This is a genomic window from Solobacterium moorei, from assembly GCF_036323475.1.
In the GTDB taxonomy this organism is placed as follows: Bacteria; Bacillota_I; Bacilli_A; order Erysipelotrichales; family Erysipelotrichaceae; genus Bulleidia; species Bulleidia moorei.
In genome coordinates, this window is the sequence record NZ_AP028934.1 from 653,291 (window position 1) to 669,304 (window position 16,014).

The 16,014-nt window shown below is 33.2% G+C and carries 14 protein-coding genes and 1 pseudogene; all 15 read left to right on the forward strand.

What is annotated here, in order from left to right:
- Positions 1 to 21: 21 nt before the first annotated feature.
- The 15 genes and pseudogenes from RGT18_RS03145 to mobQ all read left to right on the forward strand — a co-directional run bounded on the left by RGT18_RS03145 (position 22) and on the right by mobQ (position 16,014).
- Positions 22 to 303 (forward strand): CD1845 family protein, encoded by a 282-nt coding sequence (locus RGT18_RS03145; protein ID WP_028077709.1) that lies wholly within the window; start codon positions 22 to 24, stop codon positions 301 to 303.
- 90 nt (positions 304 to 393) lie between these two features.
- Positions 394 to 1,164: a replication initiator protein A gene (locus RGT18_RS03150; protein WP_007896428.1), complete on the forward strand. Its 771-nt coding sequence runs from the start codon at positions 394 to 396 to the stop codon at positions 1,162 to 1,164.
- Positions 1,161 to 2,012, forward strand: coding sequence for an ATP-binding protein (locus RGT18_RS03155; RefSeq protein WP_050198512.1), 852 nt, complete (start codon positions 1,161 to 1,163; stop codon positions 2,010 to 2,012). Before RGT18_RS03150 ends, RGT18_RS03155 begins: the two co-directional genes overlap by 4 nt.
- Positions 2,009 to 2,494 (forward strand): PcfB family protein, encoded by a 486-nt coding sequence (locus tag RGT18_RS03160; protein ID WP_050198511.1) that lies wholly within the window; start codon positions 2,009 to 2,011, stop codon positions 2,492 to 2,494. The genes RGT18_RS03155 and RGT18_RS03160 overlap by 4 nt, the downstream gene beginning before the upstream one ends.
- Positions 2,491 to 5,411, forward strand: a pseudogene (locus tag RGT18_RS13155) (DUF4368 domain-containing protein). The gene RGT18_RS03160 and the pseudogene RGT18_RS13155 overlap by 4 nt, the downstream one beginning before the upstream one ends.
- Before the next feature lie 75 nt (positions 5,412 to 5,486).
- Positions 5,487 to 6,059, forward strand: coding sequence for a TetR/AcrR family transcriptional regulator (locus tag RGT18_RS03175; RefSeq protein ID WP_000079884.1), 573 nt, complete (start codon positions 5,487 to 5,489; stop codon positions 6,057 to 6,059).
- 50 nt (positions 6,060 to 6,109) lie between these two features.
- Positions 6,110 to 6,628: a ClbS/DfsB family four-helix bundle protein gene (locus RGT18_RS03180; RefSeq protein ID WP_000708365.1), complete on the forward strand. Its 519-nt coding sequence runs from the start codon at positions 6,110 to 6,112 to the stop codon at positions 6,626 to 6,628.
- A gap of 140 nt (positions 6,629 to 6,768) precedes the next feature.
- Positions 6,769 to 8,508 carry an ABC transporter ATP-binding protein gene (locus tag RGT18_RS03185; RefSeq protein ID WP_001114256.1) on the forward strand — a complete coding sequence of 580 codons (1,740 nt, stop codon included), beginning with the start codon at positions 6,769 to 6,771 and terminating at the stop codon, positions 8,506 to 8,508.
- Positions 8,501 to 10,210, forward strand: coding sequence for an ABC transporter ATP-binding protein (locus RGT18_RS03190; RefSeq protein WP_004837644.1), 1,710 nt, complete (start codon positions 8,501 to 8,503; stop codon positions 10,208 to 10,210). Before RGT18_RS03185 ends, RGT18_RS03190 begins: the two co-directional genes overlap by 8 nt.
- Positions 10,211 to 10,212: 2 nt before the next feature.
- Positions 10,213 to 11,718 carry an ABC transporter ATP-binding protein gene (locus RGT18_RS03195; RefSeq protein ID WP_028078446.1) on the forward strand — a complete coding sequence of 502 codons (1,506 nt, stop codon included), beginning with the start codon at positions 10,213 to 10,215 and terminating at the stop codon, positions 11,716 to 11,718.
- A gap of 4 nt (positions 11,719 to 11,722) precedes the next feature.
- Complete coding sequence (locus RGT18_RS03200) at positions 11,723 to 12,424, forward strand: energy-coupling factor transporter transmembrane component T (protein ID WP_000375396.1); 702 nt, start codon at positions 11,723 to 11,725, stop codon at positions 12,422 to 12,424.
- A gap of 10 nt (positions 12,425 to 12,434) precedes the next feature.
- Positions 12,435 to 13,019 carry an MptD family putative ECF transporter S component gene (locus RGT18_RS03205; protein WP_000791747.1) on the forward strand — a complete coding sequence of 195 codons (585 nt, stop codon included), beginning with the start codon at positions 12,435 to 12,437 and terminating at the stop codon, positions 13,017 to 13,019.
- 265 nt (positions 13,020 to 13,284) lie between these two features.
- Positions 13,285 to 13,701, forward strand: coding sequence for a sigma-70 RNA polymerase sigma factor region 4 domain-containing protein (locus tag RGT18_RS03210; RefSeq protein ID WP_001074477.1), 417 nt, complete (start codon positions 13,285 to 13,287; stop codon positions 13,699 to 13,701).
- 83 nt (positions 13,702 to 13,784) lie between these two features.
- Positions 13,785 to 14,114, forward strand: a complete 330-nt coding sequence (locus RGT18_RS03215) for a DUF3847 domain-containing protein (protein ID WP_028078447.1) — start codon at positions 13,785 to 13,787, stop codon at positions 14,112 to 14,114.
- Positions 14,115 to 14,361: 247 nt separating this feature from the next.
- Positions 14,362 to 16,014, forward strand: a complete 1,653-nt coding sequence (gene mobQ, locus RGT18_RS03220) for a MobQ family relaxase (protein WP_049691251.1) — start codon at positions 14,362 to 14,364, stop codon at positions 16,012 to 16,014.

The following is a 16,014-nucleotide window of genomic DNA, read 5'->3' on the forward strand; positions in this document are numbered from 1 at the left end:
GAAAGTGAGGAATAAGAAATTATGAGATGGATAATAAAAATAATCTTATTCCCAATTAGCTTGGTGTTAAGTATCCTCACAGCATTTCTGACATTTCTACTTGGTATCGGAACAGCCATACTATATTTGCTGATGATGTTTTGTATATTTGGAGCAATTGCATCTTTTCTGCAAAAAGAAGTTACCATCGGAATAGAAGCATTGATTCTTGGATTCTTATTAAGCCCATACGGAATACCGATGGTTGGAGCAGCAGTTATAGTTTTTTTACAAGGTATCAATGAAGCAATAAAATCAATCTAAAAAATTTCATAAAAATGGTTACCAAAGGCGATAGAAGAAAAAACTATCGTCTTTTTCTTTGCAAATTTTTAAGGAGGGAGGTGATCCTGTATGGACTTTGACTATTTCTATAACAGAGAAGCAGAGCGATTTAACTTTCTAAAAGTACCTGAAATATTAGTAGACGGAGAAGAATTTAAGGGATTGTCTGCTGAAGCAATTATCCTTTATTCCATGCTTTTGAAACGCACAGGAATGTCATTTAAGAATAACTGGGTGGACAAGGAAGGCAGAGTATTTATCTATTTTACTGTTGAAGAAATTATGAGAAGAAGAAATATATCAAAGCCTACTGCCATAAAAACATTAGACGAGTTAGACAGCAAAAAAGGAATAGGACTGATTGAAAGAGTAAGGCTTGGACTTGGTAAGCCGAATGTCATTTATGTAAAAGACTTTATGAGCATAATAGCGGTAAAAGAAGATGACCTCTTGAAGTCAAAAAACTTAACTTCAGAAGTAAAAGATTTTAACCTTAGAAGTAAAGAAAATGAACTTCAGGAAGTTCAAAATGTTGACTCTAACTATATAGAGAATAATAAGAGTAAGTATAGTAAGAGAGAATATAGTTTTGGTGAAAACGGACTTGGAACATTTCAAAATGTCTTTTTAAAGGACGAAGACATTGGTGAATTACAAATAAAAATGGCAGGAGAGCTTGATAACTACATTGAGAGATTATCAACCTATCTTCAAAGTACCGGAAAGACATATAAAGACCATAAAGCAACAATTCTTTCTTGGTTTTATAAAGATCAGGGAAGTAAGAAAAAAACCAATATCCCTACATGGGAGGAATATAACAAGGGAGTACATTTATGATTAAAGAATTAGAGAAAGTGATGATAGAAGATGTGGAATACAGCTTCAATCCTGAAAAAGAATACATCAAAGACGGACACGCCTACTGTAAAGTGTGCCATGAAAGAAAAGATGGAAAAGCATTAGAATTTTTCGGAAAGCAGATGATATTTAAGACAGCTTGTAAATGCGATAGAGATAGAGAAGCAAAAGAAAAAGAAAGACAAAAGCAGCTTGAAATCGAGAGATTAAAAAGTATCTGCTTCACATCCATGATTCAATGGGCATATACCTTTGAAAACTATCATGGAAAAGAAAATCAGAGCCTTATCATCGCAAAGAATTTTGTAAAAGACTATGAATTGATGAAAAAAGAAAATATCGGACTTCTGTTCTATGGAACAGTTGGTAGCGGAAAGACCTATCTTGCCTGCTCTATTGCCAATGCACTGATTGAACAGTATCAGATAAGCGTTAAGATTAGAAACTTTTCACAGATAATCAACGAACTGCAAAAAGGCGGATTTGACCTTGATAAAAACGCATATATCGAATCCCTTGTAAACACTTCCGTTCTCATCTTAGATGATTTAGGAATTGAAAGAGATACAAGCTATGCCAAAGAGCAGGTATATAACATTGTGAATAACAGGTACTTAAAGCATAAGCCGACAATCTTTACCACAAATCTTTCATACAGCCAAATTGAAAACTGTACGGAGAGTGTGGAATACCAAAGAATTTACTCAAGAATTATCGAGATGTGTATTCCTGTGATGGTACTTGGAGAAGATTACAGAAAAGTTATTCAGGAAGAAAAATTAAAGAGGAATAAAGAAAGATTACTGACTGGAGGTGAGAGAACTTGATCAATGAAGAAATTGCAAGAAAAACGCTGAATATGGAGGTTAAAGCCGGAAAAGTAACAGCAAAACTTCTTTTGACTTTACTCAAGAAACTAATGAAAGAGGCTGAGAAACTCGGAGGACTGGAAAAGCTCGTTAGTAGCAAAGGAAATGAAGTGAAGCTCAAAGATATGGTTAAAAAGGGACAGCTTGAAGAAATTCCGGTAGAAGAAGCAGAGCTTAAAGAACTTAAAAAGGAACTGAATCGGTATGGGGTAAAGTTTTCAGTGATGAAAGATAAAGAAAGCGGAAAATACTCCGTATTCTTTCAGGCAAAAGACATGAAAGTGATGGATAAAGCCTTTAAACACGCTCTTTCGAAATCAGAAAAGAAAACGGAAAGGAAAGAGTCCATTCACAAAAATATTGAGAAGTTCAAGGAGATGGCAAAGAACACTGTTTCTAAAGATAAAGTCAAGAATAAACAAAAGGAGCAGAGCCTATGATAGATAAGATACTAAAAGACATCAAAGGCTTATTTAAGGTGCAGGATAAGGCAAAGTTTCTAAAGCAGAATATTCCCTATCTTGCATTTTTCTATGTTGGTAATATCTTTTCTCATCATGTACGAGCATATACGGGTGGCGATATTATTGACAAAATTTTTCAAGGAATATTAGAGCTTAATACCATGAGCTTTATTCCGAGTATTCATCCAACGGATATTTTAATGGGCGTGGGAGTGGCAGCTTTAATAAAATTTATTGTATATACCAAAGGCAAAAATGCAAAAAAGTTCAGACAGGGGAAAGAGTATGGATCAGCACGATGGGGAACGAGAAAAGATATAGAGCCGTATGTGGATGAAAAGTTCCAAAACAATATTTTGCTTACTCAAACAGAACGATTAACTATGAATGGCAGACCTGCAAATCCAAAGTATGCTCGTAACAAAAATGTACTTGTTATAGGTGGTTCTGGTTCAGGAAAGACAAGATTTTATGTAAAACCGAACCTAATGCAAATGCACTCTTCATATTGTGTTACAGATCCTAAGGGAACGATAGTCATTGAATGTGGTAAGATGCTTGAAGATAACGGTTATGAGATAAAAATTTTAAATACCATCAACTTCAAAAAGAGTATGAAGTATAATCCATTCGCCTACCTTAGAAGTGAAAAAGATATACTCAAATTAGTACAGACAATCATCGCAAACACTAAAGGTGAGGGAGAAAAAGCAGGTGAAGATTTTTGGGTCAAAGCCGAAAAACTCTACTATACAGCTCTTATTGGATATATCTTCTATGAAGCTCCAAGAGAAGAAAAGAACTTTGCGACACTACTGGATATGATAGATGCTTCAGAGGTAAGAGAAGATGATGAAACCTACATGAATCCGATAGACAGACTCTTTGAAGCATTAGAAAAGAAAGAGCCTACACACTTTGCAGTTAAGCAATATAAAAAATACAAACTCGCTGCTGGAGTAATAGAATTAAGGAGAACACTTAATCACTATTTTAGTGAAATATGTACTTCTTAATTCTTTTTTATTGAAAAATTAAGAGAAAGGGGGTAAAAATGAGGAATTTTGAAAAGATAACAGCACTCTATGAGAGATTAAGTCGTGATGATGAACTGCAAGGAGAAAGTAACTCCATCATCAATCAGAAAAAAATACTGGAAGAATACGCAAGCAAAAATAACCTGTCAAACATCATTCACTTTACAGATGACGGAATCAGCGGAACGCAGTTTGACAGACCGGGATTTATGGCAATGATGAACGGAGTCAATCAAGGAAATATTGGTTGTATCATTGTAAAAGATATGAGCAGACTTGGCAGAGATTATCTCAAAGTCGGTCAATGTATGGAGATACTAAGACAAAAGGGCGTAAGACTAATCGCTATCAATGATAATGTAGATAGTTTTTACAGAGAAGATGATTTTACTCCCTTTAGAAATATCATGAATGAATGGTATGCAAGAGATACATCAAGAAAAATACAATCGACTTTCAGGTCAAAAGGCGAAAGTGGGAAACATACTGCAAGCACACCGCCTTATGGCTATATCAAAGATGAAAAAGATAAAAACAAATGGATAGTAGATGAAAAAGCAGCAGAGATAGTAAGGCGAATATTTAACCTGACCATGCAAGGCAATGGTCCGTATCGAATAGCAAAGATATTGGAGAGTGAAAAAGTAGATATACCCGCCTATCATCAACAGAAATTAGGCTATGGACTATATCAAAGCAAAAACTTTGAACATCCCTATCGTTGGTGCAGCTCAACAATAGCAAGCATTTTAAAGAAACAGGAATACTTGGGGCATACAGTCAATTTCAAAACAAGAAAGCACTTCAAGGACAAGAAAAGCAAATATGTATCCGAGGATAACTGGCTTATTTTTGAAAATACACACGAGCCAATCATAGACCAAGAAACCTTTGATAATGTGCAAAGGATAAGAGGAAATGTAAAAAGGTATCCTGACGGTTGGGGAGAATATCACCCACTCACAGGACTGATGTATTGTGCAGATTGTGGGAGCAAGATGTATGTTCATAGAACAAGCAATTATAAGAATATTCCCTATTACACTTGCAGTGCCTATACCAAAACACCTTGTGGCACACTTTGTCCATCAGCACACAGAATAAAAGCAGAAGCGGTCTTAAACCTTATTAGGGAAACACTAAAAGATATTAAAAAATACCTTAATGAAGATAATGAAGCCTTTATCCGTTCCATTCAAAATGAAATGGAAGAAAAGGAAAAAATAGAGATAGAAAAGAAACGCACAAGGCTTATTGACAGCAAAGGAAGATTACAGGAATTAGAAAGACTGATGTGTCGTATCTATGAAGATATGATCCTTAACAAAATACCAAATAGCAGATATGAAATACTAAATAACCAATATGAAACGGAGCAGATAACTTTAAGTAAAGAAATTAAGGATTTGGAGCAGCAGGTATCAAGATATGAAAAAGAAACAGACAGAGCTAAAAAATTTATATCTCTTATCAGTCGTTATGAAAACTTTGATGAACTTACAACCACAATGATAAATGAGTTTGTAGAAAAGATTGTCGTACATGAAAGAGATAGAAAAGGAAGTCAGACATCAAAGCAAAAGATAGAAATTTACTTTAATTTCATAGGCAATTATGAACTGCCACAGGCGGAGTTAAGTGATGAAGAAAAACAAAAACTTGAGGAAGAAGAAAGAAAAATAAAGAAAAGAAAAGACAAGCTACATCAAAATTACCTGAAACGAAAAGCAAGCGGAAAACAGAAAGAGTATGAAGATAAATATAAGGCAAGGAGAGAACAGAAGAAACAGGAGAAAATAAAGGTTTTGAAAAGAGTGGGGATACCGGTGAGTGAGTATATAAAAACAAATATTTAAACCTATCTTGACAAATATTGAATTTTGATTTATTATTAAATATATATTCAGTATTGGAATAGAAAGAGGTGTGCTATGGCACAAGTATTAAAAGAAGAAGTTAGAAATAGAATACTCGAAGCAGCAGAAAAAGTATTTTATAAAAAGGATTATAGAGGTGCCAAATTAACAGAAATTGCAAAAGAAGCAGATATTCCTGTGGCACTAATTTATACCTATTTCAAAAATAAGGCAGTTTTGTTTGATGCAGTAGTAAGTTCTGTTTATATAAACTTCGAGTCAGCTTTTAATGAGGAAGAATCTTTGGAAAAAGGTTCTGCTTCTGAAAGGTTTGATGAAGTTGGAGAAAATTATATTCATGAACTTTTAAAAGATCGTAAGAAGTTAATTATTTTAATGGATAAAAGCTCAGGTACAAAGCATACAGAAGCAAAACAAAAACTCATATCGCAAATGCAGGTTCATATTGAAGTAAGTTTAAAAAGACAATCGAAACAGGAATATGATCCAATGCTTGCCCATATTTTAGCCAGTAACTTTACAGAGGGACTTCTTGAAATAGCAAGGCATTATCAAAGTGAAAAGTGGGCAAAAGATATGCTAAAACTTATTGCAAAGTGTTATTACAAGGGAGTGGAATCATTGTAAGTTGATTTGATATTTAAATGCGATAAATTTAAATTTTTGGAGGAGATATTTTGAAGATATATAAAGATAAAGAAGAACTGAAATCTGAGATAAATAAAAGTTTTGAAAAGTATATTTCTGAATTTGATATTATTCCTGAATCTCTCAAAGATAAGAGAGTCCCTGAAGTTGACAGAACACCAGCAGAAAATCTTGCTTATCAACTCGGATGGACAACATTAGTTTTGAAATGGGAAAAAGATGAGAAAAACGGTTTTGAAGTAAAGACACCGTCGGATATGTTTAAATGGAATCAACTTGGAGAATTATATCAGTGGTTTACCGATACTTATGCTCATTTATCGATAGAAGAATTAAAGAAACGATTGAAAGAAAATATTATATCTATCTATACAATGATTGATACACTAAGTGAAGAAGAATTATTTCAACCGCATATGAGAAAATGGGCTGATGAAGCTACTAAAACAGCGACATGGGAAGTTTATAAGTTTATTCATGTTAATACGGTTGCCCCTTTTGGAACGTTTAGAACTAAGATTAGAAAATGGAAAAAGATTGTGCTATAATTTTTGATTTGCTGATACAGTAATTTAAAAAAATATAGTGATCGGATAAAATAGACTTTGCGTAATCAGCAAAGTCTTACTTTAAACCTTAATACTGAATTGAAATTCAATATTATTCAATTTTGAAAGGAGAGTTGTTCATGCCGGAAAAAGAATTAAGGAAAAAAGTGATTGGGAAAAATAGTTTATCCAATTCACTTCTTGCTTTAAAAATAGTATTTGATTTGATACCACAAATCTTACTTGTATATTTGATTAGTTCTTTAATCACAAACAATATTAACGAAGGTAATTTAAAGTATATATTCTTGGGAATCTTTATATCGTTTGTATTAAAAGGAGTGTTTTATTATTTTGCAACAAAGGTTGCCCATGAGAAAGCATACGAAAAATTAACAGAACTTAGGTTAGATATTATCGGTCATCTGAAAAAACTAAGTTTGGGATTCTTTAAAGAACATAATACAGGAGAGCTTACCAACATTGTTCAACATGATGTAGAGCAAGTGGAAGTATACCTTGCCCATGGTCTTCCTGAAATAATGGCAGTTACACTTCTGCCTACCATTATTTTTGTAGCTATGATTTTTGTTGATTGGCGTCTTGCTCTTGGAATGATTGCTGGAGTTCCACTCATGTATTTGGTAAAAGTTCTTTCACAGAAAACAATGGATAAAAACTTTGCTATTTACTTTAACCATGAAAATAAGATGAGAGAAGAGCTAATGGAATATGTAAAAAATATTTCTGTGATTAAGGCTTTTGCTAAAGAAGAGGAGATTAGTGAAAGAACATTAAAAACGGCAAGAGAATATATTTACTGGGTTAAAAAGAGCATGGGAGCAATTACAATTCCAATGGGACTCATTGACATATTTATGGAAATTGGAGTAGTTATTGTCATGATTTTGGGAAGTATATTTCTTTACTATGGAAATATTACAACCCCTAATTTTATACTTGCCATTATTTTATCGTCTGCTTTTACTGCATCTATAAGTAAGACGGCTACATTGCAACATTTTTCTATTGTGTTTAAGGAAGCACTAAAGGCGATTGGAAAAGTTTTAACAGTTCCGCTTCCAAAGAAAAAGACAGAACAAGGTTTAGAATTTGGAAATATAGAATTTAAAGATGTGAATTTTGCATACGGAAAAGATAGCTTTGAGCTTAAAAATATCAATTTGAATTTTAAGAAAAATAGTTTGAACGCCTTTGTAGGAGCAAGTGGTTGTGGGAAAAGTACTGTATCTAATTTGCTTATGGGATTTTGGGATGCAGATGAAGGACAAATACTGATAAATGGAAAAGATATAAAAGAATATAGTCAAGAAAATATCTCAATGCTGATTGGTAGTGTGCAACAAGAAGTTATCCTTTTTGATTTAAGTATTTTTGAAAATATAGCAATTGGAAAACTAAATGCAACAAAAGAAGAAGTCATAGAAGCTGCTAAAAAAGCAAGATGCCATGATTTTATTTCAGCATTGCCAAATGGATATGAAACACGAGTAGGTGAAATGGGAGTTAAGTTATCTGGTGGAGAAAAACAAAGAATCTCCATAGCAAGAATGATACTGAAAAATGCACCGATTTTAATATTAGATGAAGCAATGGCAGCTGTTGATAGTGAAAATGAAAGACTAATCGGCGAAGCAATTGACGATTTAAGCAAGGATAAAACCATTATTACAATTGCTCATCATCTAAACACAATTAGAGATTCAGACCAAATTATAGTTATGGATAAGGGTGTTGTTCTTGATGCAGGAAGCCATGAAGAGTTGATGAAAAGATGTGAGTTCTATAAGGATATGGTTGAAGCACAGAACAAGGTAGATAGATGGAATTTGAAAGAGGTGGTAACAGAAAATGTTTAGAGAAATGTTAAAGCTGCTTACAAAAACCGGCAAGAGAGATTTGATTATATCAAGTGTATTCTTTGCCCTTTATGGACTAAGCTCCATAGCCATGATTGTTATCGTATTTTCTATACTGTTTCAGATATTTGATGGGACGAGTTTAGCAAGTTTATATAAAGGTTTTATTGCAATTGGGTTACTTGTAGTATTCAAAGGCATTTGTAATATGGTTGCAGATATGAAAAAGCATAGTGCAGGTTTTGATATTGTTCAGCAAATCAGAGAACGCATGATTATTAAATTGAAAAAATTCAGTTTGGGATTTTATACCAATGAAAGACTGGGAGAGATCAATACAATTTTACACAAAGATGTTGATAATATGTCTCTTGTTGTAGGACACATGTGGTCGAGAATGTTTGGCGATTTTTTGATAGGTGCAGTCGTATTTATCGGTCTTGCAAGTATTGATTTCAAACTTGCTATTCTAATGGCTGTATCTGTTCCGATTGCACTTGTCTTTCTATATCTGACAATTAAGCAATCTGAAAGAATAGAGAATCAGAATAATTCAGCACTTCTTGATATGGTTAGCTTATTTGTTGAATATGTTAGAGGAATACCTGTACTAAAGAGTTTTTCAAACAATAAAAGCTTGGATAATGAGCTTATGAACAAGACAAAAAAGTTTGGAGAAACAAGCAAAGTAGCTTCAAGATTCAAGGCAAAACAGCTATCTATATTTGGGTTTTTACTGGATATTGGATATTTAGTTCTTTTAATTGCAGGAGCAATACTTGTTATAAAGGGAAGTCTTGATGTACTTAATTTTATTATCTTTGCAGTAATTTCAAAAGAGTTTTATAAGCCGTTCGCTTCTATGGAACAACACTATATGAACTATGTTTCGGCGGTAGATAGTTACGAAAGACTTTCAAGAATTTTATATGCAGATGTAATCCCGGATAAAGTGAATGGAATTGTTCCGAAAGATAATGATATAGCTTTTGATAACATTGGATTTTCCTATGAAAAAGATGAATTTAAAATGGAAAAATTGAGCTTTTCTATTGCTGAAAAAACAATGACAGCCTTAGTTGGAGAATCAGGTAGTGGAAAGACCACTATAACCAACTTACTTCTAAGATTTTATGATGTGCATAAAGGAAAAATTACACTCGGAGGAATTGATATAAGGGATATTCCTTATGATGAGCTTTTAGACCGTATTAGCATTGTCATGCAGAATGTTCAATTGTTTGATAACACGATTGAAGAAAATATCAGAGTAGGTAAAAAAGGAGCTACAAAAGAGGAAATCATTGAAGCTGCAAAGAAAGCAAGAATACATGATTTCATTATGAGTTTACCAAAAGGTTATGAAACTGATATTGGCGAAAATGGAGGAATTTTATCAGGTGGACAAAGACAAAGAATATCTATTGCAAGAGCTTTTCTAAAAGATGCACCGATTTTAATTCTTGATGAAATGACAAGTAATGTTGATCCTGTAAATGAATCTTTGATACAGGATGCTATTACAGAACTTGCAAAGAATAGAACTGTACTTGTAGTGGCTCATCATTTAAAAACAATTCAAAAAGCTGACCAAATTCTCGTATTTCAAAAAGGAAATTTACTTGAAAAAGGAAAGCATGGTGAACTTCTTGCGAAAAATGGTTACTACACAAAATTATGGAAAGCTCAGTACGAGGTATAATCATGATTTTGTTAAAAAATGTTTCTTATGAATGGGAAGATGGGCGAACTGCTTTAAAAAATATCAATCTTGAAATTAAAAAAGGTGAATTTGTTTTAATTTCAGGGAAAAGTGGAAGTGGTAAAAGTACTCTTGGAAGTGTAATGAATGGTCTTATTCCACATTATTACAAAGGCAAAATGCAAGGAGAAGCCTTTGCGTCCGGAAAAGATATAAGCAAATTATCGCTTCATGAAATAGGGCGTATTGTAGGTACTGTATTTCAAGATCCAAGAAGTCAATTTTTCACGACAACGACAGATGAAGAAATAGCTTTTGGGCTTCAAACTATCTGCAAATCAAGATATGAAATCAAACAGAGAGTAGAAGAAGTATATGCAGAGCTGGATATTGAGGAACTGAAAGGAAAATCTGTTTTTGAATTATCAAGCGGGCAGAAACAAAAGATAGCTATTGCAAGCATCTATGCAATGAATCCGAAAGTTTTAATTTTAGATGAGCCTTCAGCAAATTTGGATATGAAAGCAACATTTGACCTATTTTTAATTTTGGAAAAATTAAAGAAAAAGGGAACAACTGTTGTTCTAATTGAACATCGTTTGTACTATGTAAAATCTTTATTTGACCGTTTTCTTTTGGTTAAAGATGGAGAGATTGCACAGGACTTGAGTCGGGAAGAAGTTATCCATCTTGAAGGGAAGTTTTGGGATGATAATGGACTAAGAACTCTTGAATTAAAAGAATACAGGATAAGTGAGAAGAAAGATTTATATCAATTAAATGATGAAAGTATCAGTGGGAAAGGCTTGAAATTTTGTTACCCAAGTGCAACTAAGGTTGGAAATAAGCAAAATCAATACATCTTAAATCATCTTGATTTCAATATGGAGTGTGGAAAAGCCATTGGTCTTATTGGGTTAAATGGTACTGGGAAAACTACTTTTGCAAGGGTAATTTCAGGACTTGAGAAGATAAAAGAGGGGAAAATATGGGCGGAAAAAGATAAAGAGTTGAATCGTAAAGATTTAATGGATATGTCATATTTTGTATTTCAGGATTCAGACTATCAGTTATTTTCGGAAAGTGTACTTGATGAAATGCTGCTTGGTATTTCAAATAAAGATAAAAAAGAAAATACCCAAAAGGCAAAGTCTATTTTGAATGTTCTTGGCTTAGATAAATATATAGATAAGCATCCGTTTGCTTTATCAAGAGGAGAAAAACAAAGACTGACAATAGCTTGTGGAATGATGAAACAGGCAAAAGTTTTCATCTATGATGAACCAACATCAGGTTGTGATAAAGACTCAATGCTTTCAGTCGCAAAACTGATTGAAGAACAATTAAAAAAAGGGATAACAGTTTTGGTAATAAGTCATGATTTTGAGTTTTTAGCGAACACAGTGAGTAAGCTCTGGGTAATGGGAGATGGAAAAATAGAAAGTGTTTTGAATATGAGTGAAAGTAATAAAATTCTCATATTGGACAAGATGAGAGGAGGTAGATAACTTGATGGATAGAAAAACAGTCGATCCGAGAATAAAACTTACTCTACTTCCAATTGTTGGATTTACGAGCTTTTTTATAAGCGATACAATTCTACTTTTCGGACTGATTCTCTTTGCCTTTTTTCTGTATGTATACAGCAGTATGTGGAAAAGAGCATTACGCTTTATTTTGTTTTTTGTGATTTTATACTGCATAGAGTTATGGCTTGGAAAGTTTTGTGAAGCAAGTATCGTATTTGCAATATATATGTTTATTTACTTTGCATCAAGGATGACCTTAATTGCTATGTTTGGTGGATATATAACAAAGACTACAAGTGTAAGTGAAATGCTTGAAGCATTAAATAGAATGAAAGTACCAAGAAGCATTGGTATACCTTTTAGTGTTTTGCTTAGGTTTGTACCAACTATAAAAATAGAACTCAAGGCATTAAAAGAGAATATGAAGATTCGAGGAATCGTAACAAGTAGATTTTTCCCCTTGCTACATCCAATTAAATATATTGAATATACGCTTGTTCCGCTTTTAATGAGAATGATTAAGATTTCAGATGAACTGTCAGCTTCAGCACTCATTAGAGGACTTGATAGTGATGAGAACAGGGTTACATTAACAAAATTGAGGTTTAGAACAACGGATTTGTTGATTGGACTATTAGGAGCTTTGATGATTGCTCTTGTGATAGTAATACAGAAAATTTATTAGGAGGACTTTTATGAAAAACAAATTAAATGGTCGTGATTTTATTACAATCGGAATCTTTAATGCAATTGGAATTGTCATATACATGGCGGTTGCATTTGCTATGGCAACAACAGTGATTGGAGGATTTATTGCTTCAGGAGTTAGCTTTATGGTAGCTGCTACCGTTTATATCCTTATGGCTTTGAAAGTTAAAAAGAAGGGCGTATTTACAATATCAGGAACGCTTCTTGGTTTAATTGCATTGTCAGGAGGACATTTGCCTCATGCAGTCTTTGCTGTAATCGGTGGAATTATATGTGATTTGATTATAGGAAATTATGAGAGCAAGGGACGAATGATTATTGGATATGGGATATTTGCATTAGCGGATTTTTTAGGGACAGTAATTCCTGTGATTTTATTCGGAACAGCTTCTTTTGTGGAAAGAGCATCAAAATGGAAAATGAGTGAAGCACAAATAAATGAAGCATTATCTTATTTCAAAGTTTCATGGGCAGTAGGCTTTGCCTTGATAACATTTGTTCTTGCTTGCATAGGAGCATTCGTTGCAACAAAGATACTCAAAAAGCATTTTGAAAAAGCAGGAGTGATTTAATAATAAATTTACTTAGGAGGGAAAATAATGGAGGGATAATTATGTCAAAACTTATAGTTTCGGTTTTCACAGAACGATATAATTATCCTTTTTTATTCTTGGAATTGCTTACACATAGCAATAATACTTTACCAGAAACGACCAAATAGAAAATTATATAAAACATTAGTTTTTAAGCCGAGAGGACTTTTTACGCCAAAGTGTAGAAGTCCTCCTTTTTTATTCTCAAAACCAAAACAGAGAACTTAAAAAGGAGGATGACTAAGTGGCAAAGAAAGAATATTACCTTTATGTAAAAGGCAAAGCCGTACCTGTAAGTGAAGAAGTCTACAAAGCCTATTGGAAGATAACAGAGCATGAAAAGTATCTCCAAAGAAAAGATTGGAAGCATAATGTAATACCATTTTCGGCACTGGATCATGATGGACACTTTGTAGATAACATCATAGATGAAAAGATAGACTTAGAAAAAATTGTAGAAGTAAAAATGCGAATTGAAGAACTTCATAAAGCATTAAATACTCTTACAAAAGAAGAACGAGAACTAATGGAAGCCATCTTCTACAAAGAAGAAAGTCTAAGGTCAATCAGCAGAAGAGAGAAAGTTACACATCAAGCAATCAGTGGGAGGAGGGATAGGATTTTAGAAAAACTGAGAAAGATTTTAGAAGATAAAATCTAAAAACTTGGAAAGGTTAAGTGTCAAAAAAGGTGCTTAACCTTTCTTTATGGAAACAAGCAGATACCAAAACGGAGGAATTAAAAATGAAGAAAGAAAAAACATTACAGGAAGTACAGGAACAAATTTCTGAACTTCAGGAAGAAAGAGAAAAGTGCGATGTAAAGCTGAAACAATTACAAAATCAAGGCAAAAAATTAGAAAAACTGGCAAATGAAAAGGAACGAAAAAGAAGAAATCACAGGCTCATACAAAGAGGCTTGATAGTAGAAAGAGTAATTGAAAATTCCCTTATGTTTGCCAATGAGGAGATAGAAGAACTACTTAAAGTTGCTACTGATACAGAAGAATACAGACAAGCCTATGAAGAAATGATAAATGGAAAAGATATGGAAGATGAAACAGATATTGAGTGAACAGAATAAAAAAACTTAGTTTTTTCAGAAGCTCCCTGCAAGGGCAAAAAGCTTCGCAGAACGCAAAACACCCTTTAGGGTGTATAATTGCGCCCTTAGAAAAACTAAGGGATTTTAGCAAGTATTAAAAAATCCAAAACTTAATAAAAATATACGGATAAAGCAGATAGGAAAAGATACAAAAAATAGCCTGTCTGCTTTTTTCCTTTACCTAAAAACAAATAAAAAATGAAAGGAGCTTATGAAGATGGCAGAAACATTTCACTTTAATATTTCCATGATAAGCAGAGGAAAAAGTAAATCGGCAGTTGCAAGTGCAGCATATATCTCTTGTGAGAAAATCAAAAATGAATGGGATGGAGAAGTTCATGACTATCATAATAAAAAAGGACTTTTACATTCAGAAATCTTCTTGCCGGAGAATGTTCCCATAGCATTAAAAGATAGAACTACTTTATGGAATAGCGTTGAACTAAATGAGAAAGCAAGTAACGCACAGCTTGCAAGAAACTTCATTATCGCCTTACCAAAAGAATTATCCTTTGAAGAAAATAAGAAACTCATTACCGACTTCATACAAGAAAATTTTGTATCAAAAGGAATGATAGCAGACCTTGCAATCCATGATGAAAGTGATGAAGAAAATAATAATATCCATGCACATATTATGACTACCCTCAGACCAATCAATGAAAAAGGAGAGTGGCAGGCAAAAAGCAAAAAAGAATATGTAATTGATGAAAATGGAGAAAAGATAAAACTAAAAAGCGGGAACTACAAAACAAGAAAAGTAGAGCTGACAGACTGGAACAATAAAGGAAACGCAGAGAAATGGAGAGAGAATTTTGCAAGACTTTGTAATCAGTATTTAGAAAAAAATCATCAAGAAAAGAGAGTGGATCATCGTTCCTACAAAAGGCAAGGGATAGAAGAAATCCCAACCATTCACATGGGAGCAAGTGCCAGTGCCTTAGAGAAAAAAGGAATCGAAACCGACAAAGGAAACATCAACAGAGAAATAAAAAAACATAACTCTTTAGTAAAAGCTATCAAGAACAAGATAAAAGAAATCACTTCTTGGATAGACTCTTTACTTGGAAATCTGCAAGCAAAATACGATGGGTATAAACAGACCAAGAAAGATGAACTGGAGAACAAAGCAGAACTCTTTAACCTTTATGAATATATTTCTATCTACAACGAAATACAGGGAGAAAAAACAAAAAATCTATCCTACTATGGACAGATAAAAAAGGGAAATGCAGACCTAAAGAGATTTGTAAAAGCAATCTACTATCTAAAAGATAATCATCTTCAAACCATAGCAGACCTACAAGAAAAAGTTTTTGAACTGGCAAAGCAAAGCAAAAAGATAAGTGAAGATATTCAAAGCAAAACCCAAAGAATAAAGGAGTTAAATCGTTGCTTTATTTGTGCAGACATCATCAAAGAAAATAAGGCGGTATATCAGGAATATAAAGATAAAACTTTTCTTAAAGATAAATTTAACAATTCACATAAAGATGAAATTGAAAACTACAAAAAAGCAAGAAAGACTATAGAAAAATTTACTGGAACATCAGCTATAAAGTCGAGTGATTGGCAGAAAGAAATATCAAGCCTTGAAAAAGAGATACAAGACTTAACTGAAGATAAAGCTAAAGTTCAAGACGAATTTAAGCAGATAGATCATATCAAATATGCAGTAAAGATTGTGGGTGACGAGTATGGAATAGATTTATCTATAGAGATAGACAAGGCAATTAAGAGGGGAGATAAACCAAGTGTAATTGCACAACTGAAAAAATTTCAAGAGCAAGAGGAAAGAAAGGGTCAGTACAAACAAAAAGCAAAAGAAAAGGCTAAAGAAAATTATAAAAATAAAGGGGAGGAAAGATAA

Bases quoted from the DNA above. Each gene is read 5' to 3' on its own strand.
- RGT18_RS03200 (WP_000375396.1), top strand. From the start codon at position 11,723: ATGGATAGAAAAACAGTCGATCCGAGAATAAAACTTACTCTACTTCCA.
- RGT18_RS03175 (WP_000079884.1), top strand. From the start codon at position 5,487: ATGGCACAAGTATTAAAAGAAGAAGTTAGAAATAGAATACTCGAAGCA.
- mobQ (WP_049691251.1), top strand. From the start codon at position 14,362: ATGGCAGAAACATTTCACTTTAATATTTCCATGATAAGCAGAGGAAAA.
- RGT18_RS03215 (WP_028078447.1), top strand. From the start codon at position 13,785: ATGAAGAAAGAAAAAACATTACAGGAAGTACAGGAACAAATTTCTGAA.
- RGT18_RS03185 (WP_001114256.1), top strand. From the start codon at position 6,769: ATGCCGGAAAAAGAATTAAGGAAAAAAGTGATTGGGAAAAATAGTTTA.
- RGT18_RS03145 (WP_028077709.1), top strand. From the start codon at position 22: ATGAGATGGATAATAAAAATAATCTTATTCCCAATTAGCTTGGTGTTA.
- RGT18_RS03195 (WP_028078446.1), top strand. From the start codon at position 10,213: ATGATTTTGTTAAAAAATGTTTCTTATGAATGGGAAGATGGGCGAACT.
- RGT18_RS03150 (WP_007896428.1), top strand. From the start codon at position 394: ATGGACTTTGACTATTTCTATAACAGAGAAGCAGAGCGATTTAACTTT.
- RGT18_RS03205 (WP_000791747.1), top strand. From the start codon at position 12,435: ATGAAAAACAAATTAAATGGTCGTGATTTTATTACAATCGGAATCTTT.
- RGT18_RS03155 (WP_050198512.1), top strand. From the start codon at position 1,161: ATGATTAAAGAATTAGAGAAAGTGATGATAGAAGATGTGGAATACAGC.
- RGT18_RS03190 (WP_004837644.1), top strand. From the start codon at position 8,501: ATGTTTAGAGAAATGTTAAAGCTGCTTACAAAAACCGGCAAGAGAGAT.